Annotated in this window: 19 protein-coding genes and 1 pseudogene; 13 read left to right on the top strand and 7 right to left on the bottom strand. The window is 70.6% G+C overall.

Features of this window, described 5'->3' with window-relative positions; genetic code table 11:
• The first annotated feature begins 34 nt into the window (after window positions 1-34).
• The 5 genes from pdxS to A5673_RS27970 all read left to right on the top strand — a co-directional run bounded on the left by pdxS (window position 35) and on the right by A5673_RS27970 (window position 3,961).
• Window positions 35-946: a pyridoxal 5'-phosphate synthase lyase subunit PdxS gene (pdxS, locus tag A5673_RS27950; RefSeq protein WP_068240251.1), complete on the top strand. Its 912-nt coding sequence runs from the start codon at window positions 35-37 to the stop codon at window positions 944-946.
• Window positions 947-955: 9 nt separating this feature from the next.
• Window positions 956-1,792, top strand: a complete 837-nt coding sequence (gene tesB / locus A5673_RS27955; RefSeq protein ID WP_068240253.1) for an acyl-CoA thioesterase II — start codon at window positions 956-958, stop codon at window positions 1,790-1,792.
• Complete coding sequence (gene pdxT, locus A5673_RS27960) at window positions 1,789-2,385, top strand: pyridoxal 5'-phosphate synthase glutaminase subunit PdxT (RefSeq protein ID WP_068240255.1); 597 nt, start codon at window positions 1,789-1,791, stop codon at window positions 2,383-2,385. The genes tesB and pdxT overlap by 4 nt, the downstream gene beginning before the upstream one ends.
• A 203-nt stretch (window positions 2,386-2,588) precedes the next feature.
• The gene (locus A5673_RS27965; RefSeq protein WP_068240257.1) at window positions 2,589-3,344 is read left to right on the top strand and encodes a YebC/PmpR family DNA-binding transcriptional regulator; all 756 of its coding nucleotides are present in this window, start codon (window positions 2,589-2,591) and stop codon (window positions 3,342-3,344) included.
• The gene (locus tag A5673_RS27970) at window positions 3,341-3,961 is read left to right on the top strand and encodes a class I SAM-dependent methyltransferase (protein WP_068240259.1); all 621 of its coding nucleotides are present in this window, start codon (window positions 3,341-3,343) and stop codon (window positions 3,959-3,961) included. Before A5673_RS27965 ends, A5673_RS27970 begins: the two co-directional genes overlap by 4 nt.
• A 143-nt stretch (window positions 3,962-4,104) precedes the next feature.
• Here the strand turns inward: A5673_RS27970 and A5673_RS27975 are convergent, their stop codons facing one another.
• Genes A5673_RS27975 through A5673_RS27995 form a run of 5 tightly spaced genes read right to left on the bottom strand, consistent with a single transcriptional unit; the run spans window position 4,105 to window position 7,678 of the window.
• The gene (locus A5673_RS27975; RefSeq protein WP_068240262.1) at window positions 4,105-5,637 is read right to left on the bottom strand and encodes a polyamine aminopropyltransferase; all 1,533 of its coding nucleotides are present in this window, start codon (window positions 5,635-5,637) and stop codon (window positions 4,105-4,107) included.
• Window positions 5,634-6,089, bottom strand: a complete 456-nt coding sequence (locus tag A5673_RS27980; RefSeq protein ID WP_068240264.1) for a DUF350 domain-containing protein — start codon at window positions 6,087-6,089, stop codon at window positions 5,634-5,636. Before A5673_RS27980 ends, A5673_RS27975 begins: the two co-directional genes overlap by 4 nt.
• Window positions 6,090-6,121: 32 nt before the next feature.
• A complete protein-coding gene (locus tag A5673_RS27985) occupies window positions 6,122-6,553 on the bottom strand; it encodes a DUF4247 domain-containing protein (RefSeq protein WP_068240322.1) in 432 nt (143 codons plus the stop codon).
• Window positions 6,550-7,056, bottom strand: coding sequence for a DUF2617 family protein (locus tag A5673_RS27990; RefSeq protein ID WP_068240266.1), 507 nt, complete (start codon window positions 7,054-7,056; stop codon window positions 6,550-6,552). The genes A5673_RS27985 and A5673_RS27990 overlap by 4 nt, the downstream gene beginning before the upstream one ends.
• A gap of 10 nt (window positions 7,057-7,066) precedes the next feature.
• Window positions 7,067-7,678, bottom strand: a complete 612-nt coding sequence (locus A5673_RS27995; RefSeq protein ID WP_068240268.1) for a DUF4178 domain-containing protein — start codon at window positions 7,676-7,678, stop codon at window positions 7,067-7,069.
• Between the two features lie 142 nt (window positions 7,679-7,820).
• Here A5673_RS27995 and ruvC point away from each other — a divergent pair, with 142 nt between their 5' ends.
• The 6 genes from ruvC (at window position 7,821) to A5673_RS28025 (ending at window position 12,087) form a co-directional block, all read left to right on the top strand.
• Window positions 7,821-8,387 (top strand): crossover junction endodeoxyribonuclease RuvC, encoded by a 567-nt coding sequence (gene ruvC / locus A5673_RS28000; protein ID WP_068240270.1) that lies wholly within the window; start codon window positions 7,821-7,823, stop codon window positions 8,385-8,387.
• The gene (ruvA, locus tag A5673_RS28005) at window positions 8,384-8,974 is read left to right on the top strand and encodes a Holliday junction branch migration protein RuvA (RefSeq protein WP_068240272.1); all 591 of its coding nucleotides are present in this window, start codon (window positions 8,384-8,386) and stop codon (window positions 8,972-8,974) included. Before ruvC ends, ruvA begins: the two co-directional genes overlap by 4 nt.
• Window positions 8,971-10,017, top strand: coding sequence for a Holliday junction branch migration DNA helicase RuvB (ruvB, locus tag A5673_RS28010; protein ID WP_068240274.1), 1,047 nt, complete (start codon window positions 8,971-8,973; stop codon window positions 10,015-10,017). The genes ruvA and ruvB overlap by 4 nt, the downstream gene beginning before the upstream one ends.
• A gap of 81 nt (window positions 10,018-10,098) precedes the next feature.
• On the top strand, window positions 10,099-10,758 hold the full coding sequence (locus A5673_RS28015; protein ID WP_068240276.1) for a hypothetical protein: 660 nt from the start codon (window positions 10,099-10,101) through the stop codon (window positions 10,756-10,758).
• Window positions 10,759-10,845: 87 nt separating this feature from the next.
• The gene (locus A5673_RS28020; protein ID WP_068240279.1) at window positions 10,846-11,232 is read left to right on the top strand and encodes a DUF1304 domain-containing protein; all 387 of its coding nucleotides are present in this window, start codon (window positions 10,846-10,848) and stop codon (window positions 11,230-11,232) included.
• Between the two features lie 114 nt (window positions 11,233-11,346).
• Complete coding sequence (locus A5673_RS28025) at window positions 11,347-12,087, top strand: hypothetical protein (protein WP_068240281.1); 741 nt, start codon at window positions 11,347-11,349, stop codon at window positions 12,085-12,087.
• Between the two features lie 4 nt (window positions 12,088-12,091).
• On the opposite strand, the gene car is transcribed toward A5673_RS28025, so the two are convergent.
• Both car and gabT read right to left on the bottom strand, forming a co-directional pair.
• Window positions 12,092-15,565 (bottom strand): carboxylic acid reductase, encoded by a 3,474-nt coding sequence (car, locus tag A5673_RS28030; RefSeq protein ID WP_068240283.1) that lies wholly within the window; start codon window positions 15,563-15,565, stop codon window positions 12,092-12,094.
• 131 nt (window positions 15,566-15,696) lie between these two features.
• Entirely contained in the window at window positions 15,697-17,037 is a 1,341-nt protein-coding gene (gene gabT, locus A5673_RS28035) for a 4-aminobutyrate--2-oxoglutarate transaminase (protein WP_068240327.1), read from the bottom strand.
• 112 nt (window positions 17,038-17,149) lie between these two features.
• On the opposite strand from gabT, the gene yajC reads away from it, so the two are divergent.
• On the top strand, window positions 17,150-17,482 hold the full coding sequence (gene yajC / locus A5673_RS28040) for a preprotein translocase subunit YajC (protein ID WP_068240292.1): 333 nt from the start codon (window positions 17,150-17,152) through the stop codon (window positions 17,480-17,482).
• 45 nt (window positions 17,483-17,527) lie between these two features.
• Window positions 17,528-17,993, top strand: a pseudogene (locus A5673_RS28045) (protein translocase subunit SecD); the annotation flags it as partial.

Consider the following 17,993-nt stretch of genomic DNA (forward strand, 5'->3'; position numbering starts at 1 on the left):
CTCGCTTGTCGCTGACCATTAGAGTGGAAGCGCAATGAACGAAGAGAACAAGCCAGTGAACCAGGCGGTGACCGGAACAGCGCGGGTCAAGCGCGGCATGGCCGAGATGCTCAAGGGCGGCGTCATCATGGACGTCGTCACCCCCGAGCAGGCCCGGATCGCCGAGGGCGCCGGCGCCGTCGCGGTGATGGCGCTGGAACGGGTGCCGGCCGACATCCGCGCCCAGGGCGGGGTGTCGCGGATGAGCGACCCCGACATGATCGAAAGCATCATCGCCGCGGTGACCATCCCGGTGATGGCCAAGGCGCGCATCGGGCATTTCGTCGAGGCGCAGATCCTGCAGAGCCTCGGGGTGGACTACGTCGACGAATCCGAGGTGCTGACCCCGGCCGACTACACCCACCACATCGACAAGTGGAAATTCACCGTACCCTTCGTCTGCGGCGCGACCAACCTGGGCGAGGCGCTGCGACGCATCAGCGAGGGCGCGGCGATGATCCGCTCCAAGGGCGAGGCCGGCACGGGCGACGTCAGCAACGCCACCACGCACATGCGCGCCATCGGCGGCGAGATCCGCCGGCTGACGTCGCTGTCCGAGGACGAATTGTATGTGGCGGCAAAGGAATTGCAGGCCCCCTACGAGCTGGTCGCCGAGGTGGCCCGGGCGGGCAAGCTGCCGGTCACGCTGTTCACCGCCGGCGGCATCGCCACTCCCGCCGACGCCGCGATGATGATGCAGCTCGGCGCCGAGGGTGTGTTCGTCGGCTCGGGCATCTTCAAGTCCGGAGCGCCCGAGCACCGCGCCGCCGCGATCGTCAAGGCCACCACCTTCTACGACGACCCCGACGTGCTGGCCAAGGTGTCGCGCGGGCTGGGCGAAGCGATGGTGGGCATCAACGTCGAGCAGCTCGCGCAGCCGCATCGCCTCGCCGAACGTGGCTGGTAAGAACAGTCCGTGGCGATCGAAGAGATCCTTGATCTCGAGCAACTCGAGGTCAACATCTACCGCGGGCGGGTGTTCAGCCCGGAGTCGGGATATTTCCAGCGCACGTTCGGTGGGCACGTGGCGGGGCAGTCGCTCGTCTCGGCGGTGCGCACCGTCGACTCGCGCTATCAGGTCCACTCGCTGCACGGGTACTTCCTGCGGCCCGGGGACGCCAACGAGCCGACGGTCTTCATCGTCGAGCGCACCCGCGACGGCGGCTCGTTTGCCACCAGGCGCGTCAACGCCATCCAGCATGGGGAGATCATCTTCAGCATGGGGGCGTCCTTCCAGACCGACCAGGAGGGCATCCACCACCAGGACGCGATGCCGCCCGCGCCGCCGCCCGACGGCCTGCCGGGCCTCGACTCGCTCAAGGTGTTCGACGACGCCGGGTTCAAGCAGTTCGAGGAGTGGGACGTGTGCATCGTCCCCCGCGACCAGCTGCAGCTCTCGCCGGCCAAGGCCTCCCAGCAGCAGGTGTGGTTTCGCCACCGCGACCCGTTGCCGAACGACCCGGTGCTGCACATCTGCGCGCTGGCCTACATGAGCGACCTGACGCTGCTGGGCTCGGCGCAGGTCACCCACCTCGACGTGCGCGAGCACCTGCAGGTGGCGTCGCTGGACCACGCGATGTGGTTCATGCGGGCGTTCCGGGCCGACGAGTGGCTGCTCTACGACCAGTCGTCGCCGTCGGCCAGCGGGGGCCGCTCGCTGTGCCAGGGCAAGATCTTCACGCAGACCGGCGAGATGGTCGCGGCGGTCATGCAGGAGGGACTGACCCGCTTTCAGCGCGGGTATCGGCCGTGAGCGCGCCGCGGATCGGAGTCCTGGCGCTGCAGGGCGACACCCGCGAGCACCTGGCGGCGCTGCGCGAGGCCGGGGCCGAGTCGATGCCGGTGCGCCGCCGCGAGGAGCTCGACGCGGTGGACGGGCTGGTGATCCCCGGCGGCGAATCCACCACCATGAGCCACCTGCTGCTCGACCTGGAGCTGCTCGAGCCGCTGCGCCGCCGGCTGGCCGAGGGCCTGCCGGCCTACGGCGCGTGCGCGGGCATGATCCTGCTGGCCAGCGAGATCCTCGACGCCGGCGCCAGGGGCCGCCAGGCGCTGCCGCTGCGCGCGATCGATATGACGGTGCGGCGCAACGCCTTTGGCCGGCAGGTCGACTCGTTCGAGGGCGACATCGACTTCGCGGACCTCGACGCGCCGGTGCGCGCGGTGTTCATCCGCGCGCCCTGGGTGGAGCGGACGGGTGAGGGGGTGCGGGTGCTGGCCACCGCGGCCGGCCACGTTGTCGCGGTGCGGCAGGGCCCGATGCTGGCGACGGCGTTTCACCCCGAGATGACCGGCGACCGGCGCATCCACCACCTGTTCGTCGACATCGTGAAGGGCGAGGCCTGACGTCATCGTGTTGAGTGTGCAGTGCGGGCCTTGGGTGTGAACGAGGGGTCGAAAAGCGCCCGGATTCCCGCCGTGGGCTCACACTGAACGCCCTCAGCGCACGCTGAACGCGCGACGGCCCGACTCCCGGAGGTCGGCGCCCACGTAGACTCGTTGGGCGAGTTAGTCAGGCACCAGAAACCAAAAAAGAGGTAGCAACACCGATGAGCGGCCATTCCAAGTGGGCCACCACCAAGCACCAGAAGGCCGTCAAGGACGCCCGCCGCGGCAAGGAGTTCGCCCGGCTGATCAAGAACATCGAGGTCGCGGCCCGCACCGGCGGCGGTGACCCGGCCGGCAACCCGACGCTCTACGACGCGATCCAGAAGGCCAAGAAGACCTCGGTGCCCAACGACAACATCGAGCGCGCCCGCAAGCGCGGCGCCGGCGAGGAGGCCGGCGGCGCGGACTGGCAAACCATCACCTACGAGGGCTACGCGCCCAACGGTGTGGCGGTGCTGATCGAGTGCCTGACCGACAACCGCAACCGCGCCGCCAGCGAGGTCCGGGTCGCGATGACGCGCAACGGCGGCACCATGGCCGACCCGGGTTCGGTGGCCTACCTGTTCTCCCGCAAGGGCGTGGTCACGTTGGAGAAAAACGGCCTGACCGAGGACGACGTGCTGACCGCGGTGCTCGAGGCCGGCGCCGAGGACGTCAACGACCTGGGTGACAGCTTCGAGGTCATCTCCGAGCCGACCGATCTCGTCGCGGTGCGCACCGCGCTGCAGGACGCCGGCATCGACTACGAGTCGGCCGAGGCCAGCTTTCAGCCGTCGGTCAGCGTGCCCGTCGACGTCGACGGCGCCCGCAAGGTGTTCAAGCTCGTCGACGCGCTCGAGGACAGCGACGACGTGCAGAACGTCTACACCAACGTCGACCTTTCGGACGAGGTGCTGGCCGCCCTCGACGACGAGTGACCGATTCGCCGACGCCCGTCGTCAACCATCACGCCGACCATCCGGGCTTCGGCGGCGCGATCGGTCTGGTGGCCGCCCTCGGCATGCTCGCCACGGGGCGGGGTAACGCGCGTTTTGCCGCCGACTTGGCCGCCGTGTCGGACACCGACCGCGTCGTCGACATCGGTTGTGGCCCAGGCAATGCCGTGCGCGCCGCCGCCCGGCGGGGCGCGCGGGCCCTCGGGGTGGACCCGTCCCCGTTGATGCTGCGCCTGGCCCGCCTCGCGACGCGCGATCACCCGAACGTCAGCTGGTCGCAGGGCACCGCCGAGGCGCTGCCCGTGCCCGACGGCGGGGCGACCGTCGCGTGGTCGCTCAAGACCGTGCACCACTGGCGCGACGTCACGGCCGGGCTCGCCGAGCTCCGCCGCGCGCTGGCGCCGGCGGGGCGCCTGCTGGTGCTGGAACGCCGTGTCCAGCCCGGCGCCACGGGCTTGGCGAGCCACGGGTGGACGCAGCAGCAGGCCGAGTCCTTCGCGGCGCAGTGCCGCGCCGCCGGGTTCGCCGGCGTGCGTCGCGACGAGCACCGCCGCGGCCGCGGGTCGGTGTGGGTGGTGCAGGCGGTCCGACGCGCGTAGTGGCGATCGCGAGTGCATTCAGGGCTTGAAGTGTGCGGTGGCGGTTTTCAGCGTGTACTCAGGGCGGGATTTCGCCGATTTGTCCGCCCACAACTCACACACGAAGCCCACGATTCACATTCAACGTCCGAGGCCCCGGCCACCTAGTAATAGCCGCGGCGCATGTCGTCGACGACGCGCGGATTGTCCAGGGTCGACGGCTCGAGGGCGCGCGGCCCGATGTCACCGGAGAACACCGTGGCGGCCGCGAGCACCTGCTGGTTCAGGAAGCGCAGCGCCGGCGCGCCGGCCGGCATCGCGGGCATGGGCGCGGCCTCCGCGCGCTGCGCCAGGGCGAAACCCCAGTCGCCGAACGTCGGCACGTGCACGTGATACGGCGTAACGGCGTAGCCGGCCGCCCGGACCGTCGAGACCGTGCGCCAGAACGCGGTCGGCGTGGAGAACGGGCTGCCCGCCTGCACGACCATCAGCCCGCCCGGGGCCAGCGCGCGGGCGGCCAGCGCGTAGAACTCCGTCGAATACAGCCGGCCCAGGGTGGGTGTGTCGGGGTCGGGGAGGTCGACGATGACGGCATCGAAGCGGTCGGGGTCGCCCCGCAGCCACGTCATCGCGTCACCGATCACGATCTTGACGCGCGGGTCGTCCAGCGCGCCGCCGTTGGCGTCGCGCATCGTGGTGCGCGCCAGGTCGATCACCGCCGGGTCGAGCTCGACCTGGACGATCCGGGCGACACCGGGCTGGCGCAGCAGCTCGCGGGCCGCCAGGCCGTCGCCGCCGCCGAGCACCAGCACCGAGCGCGCGCCGTTACCCAGCGCCGGATACACCAGGCTTTCGGTGTAGCGGTACTCGTCGCGGGTGGAGAACTGCAGGCCCCCGTCCAGGTACAGGCGCATGTCGTTGCCGCGCCGGGTCACCACGATCTCCTGATACGGCGTGTGCCGGTACGCGATGATCGGGTCGGCGTAAAGCCGTTGCCTGCTGGTGGTTTCGATGTCGGCCGAGCGCACCAGCAGCGTGGCCAGCACCGCGAGCGCGGCGGTGAGCGCGCACAGCGCCGTGGCCAGCTGCCGCGGCGAGACGATGCGGCGCAGCAGGAACACCGACACCACGGCCGCGGCCGCCAGGTTGACGATGCCGGTGGCGGCGGCGCCGCGGATCATGCCCAGGTGGGGCAGCAGCAGGAACGGCCAGACCAGCCCGCCCAGCAACGCGCCCAGGTAGTCGGCGGCGTTCAGGTTCGCCAGCGTGCGGCCGGCGTCGGAGGGGCCGGCCGTGCGGCCGCGTTGCAGCAGGGTCATCAGCAGCGGCACCTCGGCGCCGACCAGGCCCCCGATCAGCGCCGTGCCCGCCGCCAGCACCCACGTCGAGCCGATCGAGCCGTCCAGGAACGCGAACACCACGTACAGCGCCGCCGCCGACAGCCCGCCGACGATGCCCAGCAAAGCCTCGACGGCGACGAACGCGATCGCCGCGTGCGCCAGCAGCGGCTTGACCAGCAGGGCGCCGGCGCCCAGCGCGGCGATGTAGCCCGCCACGATCAGCGAGGTGGCGACGATCCCGCCGCCGTTGAGGCTGGCCGACAGCGTCAGCAGTGCCAGCTCGTAGATGATGCCGCAGGCCGCGCACGCCGCCACGGCGGCCAGCAGCACGGCGCGCCAGCGCCCCGAGGAGGTCATGACAGCGCCGCGGCGGTCACCCCTCCCACTGCGAGCAGTATCAGCGCCACCGCGAAGGATCCCGGATGCAGCTCCGGCTCGTCGATGTGTTCGTGGAAGCTGCCCGGGATCAGCAGGTGCATCGCCAGCATCGCTATCCCCAGCAGGATCACGCCCATCAACCCGTATACGGCCACGCCGAGCAGCCCCTGGCCCAGCTGGCTGTAGCTGTTGGTGATGGCGCTGATGATGACGGTGGTGAGCGAGATGTACATGGATCCGGCGACGACGACGGCGTTGGGGCGCCGATCGATGAACACCAGCTGGCGCAGGTTTCCCGGGGTCAGCCAGTCGACCATGTAGAACCCGACGAAAAGCACGGCCATGCCGACCGCGAAGTACAGGATCGTCGCGAGCCCGCCCTTCAGCACGGGATTGACGTCGACGGTTCCGATCTCGACGGCGAGGTACATGGTTGTCTCCTTTGCTGTGAACCGCTAAGCCATCACTTGGTCCCGCCCGGCCCGCCGGGGGAGCCGCCGGCGCCGCCCGACGGGGATCCGGGGAAGAAACCGGGGCCGAGGAAGATGAACGAGCCGTGGCTGTATCCGGCGCTGAGCGGCTCGACGCGGATGCTGCACGGGTAGTTCCCGTCGGGGCCCACGATCACGATGTTGTTGCTGTAGCGCAGGTATTCGCTGTTGCCGTTGGCGGCGCGCGCCTCGGGCGCCTGGTAGTCGGCGAGCGTGTCGGCGACCTGCTCGGCCGAGCCGGTGCAGACGTAGCGCGTTCCGTTCACGTCGCGCGAGTACTCGTGATAGTGGCCGGCGATGTAGGACGCAATGTTCTTCTGCTGCAAGATGATTCCGAAGACCAGCGACACGACGGCCGCGACGGCCAGCGCGCCGGAAATCAGAAACAGGCGATTGCGGCTCACGGGCGCCACCGGCTCGCCGTGTGCACCACCACGCCGCCGGCGCCCGGCCGCGGGTACAGGTGCCACGTCTGCCACCGCCAGCCGGCGCCGTCGGGTTCGGCGGCCAGGGCGGTCAGCGCGGCGTCGTCGCCGGGAAAGGTGCCCCCGAGCCAGCCCGGTTGCCGCGCGCAACGCTCGCGAAGGTCGCGCGCCAGCCGACGGAAGCTGGCCTCGTCGTGCGTCTCGGTGCGCGACTGCAGGCGGTAGCCGGGGGCCCTGGACCGCTGCGGCAACTCGCGGCCGAGGCTGCGCGCGGTGCACGAAACCTGCTCGGAGAAGCCGCCTTTCGGGTGTTCGACCGCGACGACGTGCGACGCGCCGAGGACGCCGAGCACCAGCGCGCTCCCGTCGGGGTGGCGCAGCGTGCTGGTGGCCAGCGCCGCCGGCGCGGGCGCGTTGAGCGCCAGCCCCAGCCGCTCGCCGGACACGTCCGCAGGCGCCACGGCGAGCTGATGAAGGGGCACGGAGAAGGTCCTACGGGGTCGTGGGCGGCGGCGCCGGGTAGACGGTCAGCTCGCCGGGGACGACGTACTTGCCCGTCGAGATCTCCCACGGCATGTCCGCGGCCCACCGCTCGAACGAGAGCAGGGCGGTCTCGCCGGCGTTGGCGCAGTCGAGGAACTCCATCTCGCCGCCGGCCGGCAGGCCGGTGGTGCCCTCGGTGGTGTAGGACGCCCGCCCGCGCTCCGTTTCGTGGAACGCCACCCCGTCGATGACGTACTGGTCGCCCGGCTGCAGCGCGAGGTCCTTGCGGGTCAGCCACATGGCCAGTTTCAGGCGCCCGTCGTCCTCCTCGACGCTCAGCCAGATCGGCTGGTCGCCGCCCTCCAGCAGGTGCTCCCACCACACGAACGGGCCCTCGCGGAACGTGACCGAGCCGCGGACCACCAGGTCGACGCCGCCGTAGCTGACGATGGCCCCGGGCCCCAGCTGGCGGGGGCCGAACTGCGGCATCGCGTTGAAGGAGAGCGGGTCCTGGCGCCCGGCCGGGCGGGCCGGCTTCTTGGGCCGCCGCACCGCGATGACCAGCACCACGATCGACGCAATGAACAGCACTGCCGCGAGGACGAGCAGGAGTGTTCCCACACCAAACCTTCCGTTGCCACAGTGCTCGAGCGAACGTGGGCTATAAGTTAACAGCATTCGCCGGGCCGCAGCGTGTCCTACCGGATCCCGTCGGCGCCGCCCGCTAGGCTCTCGAACAGCTGTTCGTACGAAGGAGCCGGCCATGCGTGTGATGGGCGTCGATCCCGGGCTGACCCGATGCGGCCTGTCGGTCGTCCAGACCGGGCGCGGGCGCAGTGTCGTCGCGCTCGACGTCGACGTGGTGCGCACCCCGTCGGACGCGCCGCTGGCCAAGCGGTTGCTGGCGATCAGCGATGCGGTGGAGCATTGGCTGGCCACCCATCAACCCGACGTGGTGGCCATCGAGCGGGTGTTCTCTCAGGTCAATGTCACGACCGTGATGGGCACCGCGCAGGCCGGCGGCGTGATCGCGCTGGCGGCGGCCAGGCGCGGCATCGACGTGCACTTCCACACCCCCACCGAGGTCAAGGCCGCGGTCACCGGCAACGGCGCCGCCAACAAGGCGCAGGTCACCGCCATGGTCACCAGAATCCTTGAGCTGCAAGCCAAGCCGACGCCGGCCGACGCCGCCGACGCGCTCGCGCTGGCGATCTGCCACTGCTGGCGGGCGCCGATGCTCGCCCGGATGGCCGCCGCCGAGGCGCTGGCCGCGCAGCACCGCCACGCCTACCGCGCCAAGGTGCAGGCCAAGCTGAAGGCCGCCCGATGATCGCCTCGGTGCGCGGCGAGGTGCTCGAGGTGGCGCTCGACCACGTGGTGATCGAGGCCGCGGGCGTCGGCTACCGGGTCAACGCGACGCCGTCGACGCTGGCGACGCTGCGGACCGGGACCCAGGCGCGGCTGATCACCGCGATGATCGTCCGCGAGGATTCGCAGACGCTGTACGGCTTCACCGATTCCGACACCCGCGACCTGTTCCTGACGCTGCTGTCGGTGTCGGGGGTCGGGCCGCGGCTGGCGATGGCGACGCTGGCCGTGCACGACGCCGCGGCGCTGCGGCAGGCGCTGCACGACAGCGACGTCGCCGCGCTGACCCGGGTCCCCGGCATCGGCAAACGCGGCGCCGAACGGATGGTGCTGGAACTGCGCGACAAGGTCGTGGCGGCCGGCGCGCCGGGGGTCGCCGCCGCGGTGAACGGCCACGCGGTGCGCGGCCCGGTGGTGGAGGCCCTGGTCGGCCTGGGCTTCGCCGCCAAGCAGGCCGAGGAGGCGACCGACAAGGTGCTGTCCGACGATCACGACGCGTCGACGTCGGCGGCCCTGCGCGCCGCCCTGTCGTTGTTGGGGCGCAAATGACGGACGACTATCCCGAGCGCGACGTCTCCCCGGCCCTGACCGTGGGCGAGGGCGACATCGACGTCAGCCTGCGGCCGCGCTCCCTGGCGGAGTTCATCGGCCAGCCGCGGGTGCGCGAACAGCTGCAACTGGTCATCGAGGGAGCCAAAAACCGCGGCGGCACACCGGATCACATCCTGCTGTCCGGCCCGCCGGGGCTGGGCAAGACCTCGCTGGCGATGATCATCGCCGCCGAGCTCGGCTCGTCGCTGCGGGTGACCTCGGGGCCGGCGCTGGAGCGCGCGGGCGACCTGGCCGCGATGCTGTCCAACCTCGTCGAGCACGACGTGCTGTTCATCGACGAGATCCACCGCATCGCGCGGCCCGCCGAGGAGATGCTCTACCTGGCGATGGAGGACTTCCGGGTCGACGTGGTGGTCGGCAAGGGCCCCGGGGCGACGTCGATCCCGCTGGAGGTGGCGCCGTTCACCCTGGTCGGCGCGACCACCCGGTCCGGCGCGCTGACCGGACCGCTGCGCGACCGGTTCGGCTTCACCGCGCACATGGACTTCTACGAGCCCGCCGAGCTCGAGCGGGTGCTGGCGCGTTCCGCCGGGATCCTCGGCATCGAGCTGGGCGCCGAGGCCGGGGCCGAGATCGCGCGGCGCTCGCGCGGCACCCCGCGGATCGCCAACCGGCTGCTGCGCCGGGTCCGCGACTTCGCCGAGGTGCGCGCCGACGGCGTGATCACCCGCGACGTCGCCAAGTCCGCGCTGGCGGTCTACGACGTCGACGAGCTGGGCCTGGACCGGCTGGACCGGGCGGTGCTGTCGGCGCTGACCCGCGGCTTCGGCGGCGGCCCGGTCGGCGTTTCGACGCTGGCGGTCGCGGTGGGTGAGGAGGCCGCGACCGTCGAGGAGGTGTGCGAGCCGTTCCTGGTGCGGGCCGGCATGGTCGCGCGCACCCCGCGCGGCCGGGTGGCCACCGCGCAGGCCTGGACGCACCTCGGCCTGACCCCGCCGGCCGGCGCCGCCGGGTTGGGCCAACCCGGCCTGTTCGAGTAGTGGCCGCTACACGCGTGTGTTACGTCACCCCCGGCGGGGGTACCCAACGCTGCATCAGTACTGACCTGTAGGAGGTTTCTGATGAGGCACACCGGCCCCGACTATGAACGCCCACACGCGCCTTACATGCCACGCACCCGCGGCGCCGTGACCGGGCTACTCCTGATCCTGCTGGGTGCCTGGGGCGCGTTGGCGCCGTTCATCGGACCCCTGATCAGGTGGACCTATTCGCTGGACCCCGCCTGGACCTGGACGGCCGCGAAAGGCTGGCTCGAGGTGTTCCCCGGCGCCGTCGCCGTGGTGGGCGGCCTGATCCTGCTGGTCTCCAAGAACCGCGCCAGCGCCATGCTCGGCGGCTGGCTGGCGGTGTTCGCCGGCGCCTGGTTCGTGGTCGGCCGCGCGTTCGCGCCCACCCTGCGAATCGGGGACGTGGGCCAACCCGCGGCCGCAAGCGACCTGAAGAGGGCCCTGCTCGAGGTCACCTACTTCACCGGCCTCGGCGCGCTGATCGTCTTCCTGGGCGGGGCCGCGCTGGCCCGCGTGGCGGTCCGGCACGCCCGCGACGTCGTGGTGACCGAACCGGCGCCCGCCGCGACCGCGACCACCCCGGCGGCGGAACCGGCCATGTACGACGAATCGGCTCGCGACGCGCGTGCCGACGGGCGCGCCCGGGGCGGCCTGTTCCACCGGCGCGCCGGGGGCGGCCTGTTCGGCCGTCGCCACCACCACGCCGGCGTCTAAAACCTCGCGATCGAGCAGCCCGGCCAACCCCCGGTCGGTATTGTTCTTGACGCCGCAGACGGGCTGTTCGACTAGCGAGGAGGAGCGATGCTCACCGCCGGGTTGGTGTTCGCCGCGCTGGCCGCCCTGTTGCACGTCTACATCTTCACGATGGAGTCGTTGACCTGGACCTCGGAACGCACCCGGGCCAGGTTCGGCACGTCGGCCGAGGAGGCCGAGGCCACCAAACTGCTCGCCTTCAATCAGGGCTTCTACAACCTGTTCCTGGCGATCGTCACCGGCCTCGGCATCCCCCCGGTGGTGATGGGGGACACCGCCGTGGGAGTGGCGCTGGTGTTGGCGGGCGTCGGGTCGATGGCCGCCGCCGCGGTCGTGCTATTGCTGTCCGCGCCGGAGAAGGCGCGGGCCGCGCTCATTCAGGGCACCTTCCCGGTGATCGCCATCGTGCTGGTGGTGCTGGGGCTTTACCGGTAACACCAGTCACACTGGACCCATTAGCCACAACCTCGATCGGCCGGGTTACACCGGCGACCGCCGGGGGTACCCGTGCCGGGCCGAACTAGTCGGGCTTCTATCGAGGGGAAATTGATGACAGACGTAGATACCGGCCGACCCAGCGCGTTGTGGATGCCGCGCTCGCGGGGCGCGCTCAGCGGATTGATTTTGGTCGTTCTGGGTGCTTGGGGCGCACTGATACCGTTCGTCGGCCCCCACTTCAATTTCGCCTACACGCCGGGGCAGGACTGGGTGTGGACCACGGGCCGGGGATGGCTCGAGGTGCTGCCCGGAGGCGCGGCGGTGCTGGCCGGCGTGCTGCTGATCTTTTCCGCGAATCGGGTCACCGCGATGGTGGGCGGCTGGCTGGCCGTGCTCGCCGGCGTCTGGTTCGTGATCGGCGGCGAGGTCGCCCCGATGTTGGGGATCGGTTCCGCCGGCGATCCGATCGCGGCCTCCGACCGCAAGCGCGCCGTTCTCGAGGTTTCGTACTTCTCCGGTCTGGGCGCCCTGATCATTTTCGTGGGAGCCGCCGCCGTGGCTCGCCTGGCGGTGCGGTCGGCGCGTGACGTCGAGGCCCTGACACGGGTGGCCGAGGCACGCGCCGCGCGGGCCGCCGACCCGGCCTACGCCCAGCCGGTCTATTCCGAGGCGAAGTACACGCCGAGTCCGGCGGACCCGCCGGCCGAGGAGGTGTCCTCGGGTGCGCTGACCCAGCCGCGGGTCGACCGATACGGCCCGGGGGACGCCCAGCCCAAGCGCGGATGGCGTCGCCAACGCGCGGAGGGATCGTCGGGCGCCGGGTACCTGCGCTGGCCGCACCCCCAGGGCTAGCGGGTCACAGCAGTCCGAGCAACTGCAGGTCGGTGGCGTACTTGACGATGATCGGCGCCGAGACATGCGGGATGTCCTTGTCGGGACCGATTTTCGCCTCCTGCACCGCGGCGCGGAACCGCTCGGTCGGCGCCAGCGATCCGCGCAGCGGCCGCTCCGGCTTCTGGTAGTTGTGCAGCAGCGGCAGCAGCGAGTACTGACGCTGCCGTTCCGGCAGGGCCCGGACCGAGCCCTCGAACCGCCGCAGCCATTCGGCGTAGTCGTCGACCCGATGCAGCGGGTAGCCGGCGTCGATCAGCCAGTCGACGTACTCGTCGAGCCCGATGCCGTCGTCGTACGGGTTCATCACGTGGTACGTCTGGAAACCTTCGGCCTGCGCACCCAGGGTGGAGATCGCCGCGGCGATGAACTCGACGGGCAGCCCGTCGTAGTGGGCGCGCTGCCGGTTGCCGTCGGCGTCCAGCTCGTAGAACGAACCGGGCGCCACACCGGTGGCCACCAGGCTCAGCATCAGCCGGGTGAACATGTCCGGCAGGTTGAGCTGTCCCGCGTAGGTGGTGTCGGCCAGGATCATGTCGCACCGGAACACCGCCACGGGCAGGCCGCACAGGTCGTGCGCCTCGCGCAGCAGAACCTCGCCGGCCCACTTGCTGTTGCCGTAGCCGTTGGCGTAGTTGTCGTTGATCGCCCGCACCGCGCTGATCTCGCGGATGTCGGCGTCCTCGACGAACTTGCCCGGCTCGATCTGGTCGCCGACGCCGATCGTCGACGTGTACAGGTACGGCTTCTGCCTCGTGGTCAGCGCGAGCCGGAGCAGCTCGGCGGTGCCCAGCGCGTTCGGCCCGAACAGCTCGCTGTACGGCAGCACGTGGTTGACCAGGGCCGCCGGGTCGACGATGAGGTCGACGGTGTCGGCCAGCCGCTGCCACGTCGCCTGGTCCAGGCCGAGGTTGGCCTCGCCCTTGTCGCCGGCGAGGACCTCCAGATGGTCGGCGGCCAGCTCGCGGTAGTGCGCCAGCAGCTTCGGGTCACCGCTGTCGAAGGTGTTGTCCAGCCGGGCCCGGGCCTCCTCGTCGGAGCGGGCCCGCACCAGCGCGATCACCTTGCCGTCGACCAGGTCCATCCGCTCCAGCCACTCCAGCGCCAGGTAGCGGCCGAGGAAGCCCGTGGAGCCGGTCAGCAACACGGTCCGCACCTCGGAGGTGGGCTTCAACAGTTCGGGCGCGGCGGCCAGCGTCGAGGGCTCGAGGAACTTGTCGAGCGTCAGGTCGCTCGCGCGCACCTCGGTCGCGTCCCGACCGTGCACGGCCGCGAACGTGGGCCGCTTGGTGCCCTTGCGCTCGGCCTCGATGTAGCCGGCGATGGCGCGCAGGTCGTTGGCCGGGCTGACGATGACGCCCACCGGCACGTCGACGTCGAAGATCTCCCGCAACAGGTTGCCGAATGTCAAGGCGGACAACGAATCCCCACCCAGGTCGGTGAAGTGCGCCTGGGGGGACAGGTCGCTGGTGGCGGTGCCCAGCATCGCGGCCGCGGCGCGGCTCACGGTCTCGAGCGCGGGACGGTCCGCCCCGCCGCGGCGCAGCTCGCTCAGCTCGTTGGCCTGGCTCTGCGCCAACTCGGCGTAGAGCGCTTCGAGCCGCTCGCCGTAGTGCGCCTTGAGCTTCGGCCACGCCAGCTTGCGGATGCCGGTCAGCAGGCCGTTCTCCAGGCTGAACGGCGTGGTCTCGACGATGAAGTCGCGCGGCACCTCGTAGGACTGCAGGCCGGCGTCGCGCGCGACGTTCTGCAGCGAATCGGCGATCACCGCCTTCAGCTCGTCGGCCTGGTAGCGCGCCAGGGCCTCCTCGGTCGGCACCACGACGGCCAGCAGGTAGGGCTGGGCGCTGTTGCCGTAGATGTAGATCTGCCGCACCAGCGGGCTGTTGCCGAACTCCGCCTCCAGCTTGGCCAGGGTGACGAACTCGCCCTGCGCGAGCTTGAGCACGTTGTTGCGGCGGTCGACGTACACCAGCCGGTCGGGGCCGACCTCGGCGAAGACGTCGCCCGTCCGGTAGTAGCCGTCCTCGTCGAACACGTTGGCGGTGGTCTCGGCCCGCTTGTAGTAACCGGGGAACATGTTCTGGGTCTTGAGCAGCAATTCACCGCGCGGGTGCGGCCGGTCGGTGCCGAAGTAGCCCAGGTCCGGGACGTCGACCAGCTTGTAGTCGACCACCGGCGGGCGCTGGACTTCGCCGTCGAACAGGACCATGCCGGCCTCGGTGGAGCCGTACCCGTCCAGCAGGTGCATCTCGAGCAGCGACTCGACCCAGTTGCGCAGCTCCGGTGAGGTCGGCGCCGAGCCCGTCATCGCGAAGATGAACCGGCCGCCGAGCAGGTACTGCCGCTGCTCGTCGAGGACCTGCGCGGCGGGGACCCCGCGGTCCACCTGGCGCTGGAACTCGCCGAACAGCGTCTCCCAGATCCGTGGCACGAAGTTCAACTCGGTCGGCCGGACCAGCTCAAGGTCCTCGAGCAGCGTCGAGAGGTCGCTGCGCGCGGCGAAGTACGCGGTGCCGCCGTTGCCGAGGGTGCCGTAGAGGATGCCGCGGCCCATGACGTGGCTCATCGGCATGAAGTTGAGGGTGATCGACGCGGCGCTCGGTCCGAACCAGTTCCTGGCCGACCGGCACCACATCTTGCCGACGTTGGAGGCGCGGTACATCGCGCCCTTGGGCGCGCCGGTGCTGCCGGAGGTGTAGATCAGCAGCGCCAACGGGTCCTCGTCCGACGACGCCGGCGGCGGCGTGTCGGGCAGCGCCGTCCCGCGCTCGAGCACGTCGGCCAGGGCCTCGACGGTGATCGCGGTGTCCGCCAGCCGCGCGCGGGCGGCCTCGACGGCCTCGCGCTGGTCGTCGACCTCGGGGTGGTAGTCGAAGACCACCAGCTTGGCCGGGGTGTGGCCGGCCAGGATCAACTCGACGGCGTCGGGCAGCTGGTTCACGCTCGCCGCGATGACGGCGGGTTCGGTCTCCGCCACGATCGGCTGCAGCTGCGCCAGTGCGGCGCTGGTCTGCAGCGGCACCGACACGGCGCCGAGCTGGGCCAGCGCGACGTCGATGGTCGTGAAGTCGACGCTGTTGAAGCCCAGCACGGCCACCCGGTCGCCCGGCCGCACCGAGCCGGCAGCCAACGCGCGCGCCAGGGCACCGGCGCGTTCGCTCAGCTGGCGGTAGGTGATGGTCTCGTAACGGGGGAGCAGCTCGAGCGAGGTGCGTCCGGTTGTGGCGTCCTTGACGAACTCCACCACGCGCTGGCCCAGGGCCGGGCGGTCGGCGTAACCCTCGAGCACGGTCCGGATGATCTGCGGCAGGCGCAGTCCAGGCTGCTCGAGGGCCTCGGCGACCGCCGGGTCGGGCCGGGCGGCGGCGAACTGTGGGTCGTTGGCGGTGAGGTCGTCGACTCGGCGTGCGAGCCGCTGTTCGGAAGTAGTCGACATGCAGGTTCCCCTGATTCGCATAAGAAGGAAGTAGATCGGTCGCGCGACGCTGCGCTGATGACTAGAACGTTAGCTAAACTAATGGTATTCCTCAATGGACTACCGGTGGTGTGATCTTTCGCACGCCGGGGCTAGAGGTCGCTCAGGATCGCGGCCAGGATGTCGATCCCCTCGATCAACAGCTCGTCGCTGATGGTCAGCGGCGGCAGCAGCCGGATGATGTTGCCGAACATGCCGCACGTCAACACGATGACCCCGGTCGCGTGGGCCGCGGTGGACAGCTTTTTGGTCAGTTCCGCATCGGGCTCGGTGCTTCCCGACTTCACCAGCTCGATGGCGATCATGGCGCCCCGGCCGCGCACCTCGCCGATCCGGTCATCGCCGGCCTGCAGGCGCAACAACGGTTCGGTGATCAGACGTTCCAGCTGTCGTGCCCGCTCGACCAGGCCGTCACTTTCGATCGTCGCGATGGTGGCCAGCGCCGCCGCACACGCGATCGGGTTTCCGCCGAACGTGCCGCCCAAACCGCCGACATGCGATGCGTCCATGATTTCGGCGCGGCCGGTGACCGCCGACAGCGGCAGGCCGTCGGCGATGCCCTTGGCGGTGCAGATCAGGTCGGGCACGATGCCCTCGTGCTCGCAGGCGAACATGGCGCCGGTGCGCGCGAAGCCGGTCTGCACCTCGTCGGCGATGAACACCACGTCGTTGCGGCGGCACCAGTCGAGCAGCGCGGGCAGGAATCCCTCTGCGGGAACGATGAATCCGCCTTCGCCGGCGATCGGCTCGATGATGACGGCGGCCAGGCTGTCGGCGCCGACCTGGTTTTCGATGATGCCGATCGTGCGAGCGGCGGCCTTTTCGCCGTCGGTGGCGAGCTCCTTGTCGTGCAGACCGTCCCGGTAGGGGTAGGACAGCGGCGCCCGGTACACCTCCGGCGCGAACGGTCCGAAGCCGCTCTTGTAGGGCATGGATTTGGCGGTGAGCGCCATCGCCAGGTTGGTGCGCCCGTGATAGGCGTGGTTGAACGCCACCACCGCGGGCTTGCGGGTGTAGGCCCGGGCCACCTTGACGGCGTTTTCGACGGCCTCGGCGCCGGAGTTGAACAACACCGAGCGCTTCTCGCCCGAGCCCGGGGTGATCCGGTTGAGCTCCTCGGCGACGGCGACGTATTCCTCGTACGGCGCCACCATGAAGCAGGTGTGGGTGAAGTCGTCCACCTGAGCGCGCACCGCGTCCACGACGCGCGGCGAGGAGTTGCCGATCGTGGTGACCGCGATACCCGAACCCAGGTCGATGAGCCGGTTGCCGTCGACGTCCTCGACGATGCCGCCGCCGGCGCGTGCGACGTAGACCGGCACGGAGACGTTGACGCCGCCGGACACCGCTGCGGCCCGGCGCTTGTTCAGCTCCAGCGATGCGGGACCGGGGATTTCGGTGACCAGCTGGCGACTCTGCTCGAGGCTGGCCACCACGTCCTCCTCACCGCGGCGCGGCTGTCACGTCGCCGCTCAAGCCTATCCGCTCGGGCGCGAGTGAGCGGGGTCAGTGGGTGGCGACCTGCGGTGCTGGCAGACTGGCCGCATGAATAGCTTGATCCTGTTCTTGCCGTTCGTGATCATCATGATCGGCGTCATGTACTTCGGGCAGCGTCGCCAGCGGCGGGCGATGCAGGCCACCATCGACCTGCAGGAGTCGCTGCAGCCCGGCGACCGGGTGCACACCACGTCCGGGCTCGAGGGCACCATCGTCGCGATCACCGAGGACACCGTCGACCTGGAGATCGCGGCCGGCGTGGTGACGACCTGGATGAAGCTGGCCGTGCGCGACAAGATCCTGCCCGACGTCCCCGCGGACCACGACTTGGAAGAATCCGAGGGACTGACCGACCCCGGCCGGCAGGCCCGCGACACGTAGGCTCTGTCAGGGCAAGAAACCGATTTCCAAGGAGATACGAGGAACGTGGCATCGTCTTCGGCGCCGGTGCACCCTGCCCGCTACCTGTCGGTTTTCCTGTTGCTGCTGGTCGGCGTCTACCTGCTGGTGTTCCTCACGGGCGACAAGCGCGCCGCGCCGAAGCTCGGCATCGACCTGCAGGGCGGTACCCGCGTCACGCTGACCGCCCGCACGCCGGACGGCTCGCGGCCGAGCCGGGAGGCGCTGGCCCAGGCGCAGCAGATCATCAGCGCCCGCGTCAACGGGCTGGGCGTGTCCGGTTCGGAGGTCGTCGTCGACGGCGACAATTTGGTCATCACGGTGCCCGGCAGCGACGGCAGCGAGGCGCGCAACCTCGGTCAGACCGCGCGGCTTTACATCCGCCCGGTGCTCAACTCGATGCCGGCGCAGGCCGCTCAGCCCAAGCCCCCCGCCCAGGCGCCCCCGCCGGGCGGCCCGGCGCCCGGCCAGCCGGCGACCCCCGGCGCGCCGG

Source organism: Mycobacterium sp. E3198 (genome assembly GCF_001667015.1).
GTDB lineage: Bacteria > Actinomycetota > Actinomycetes > Mycobacteriales > Mycobacteriaceae > Mycobacterium.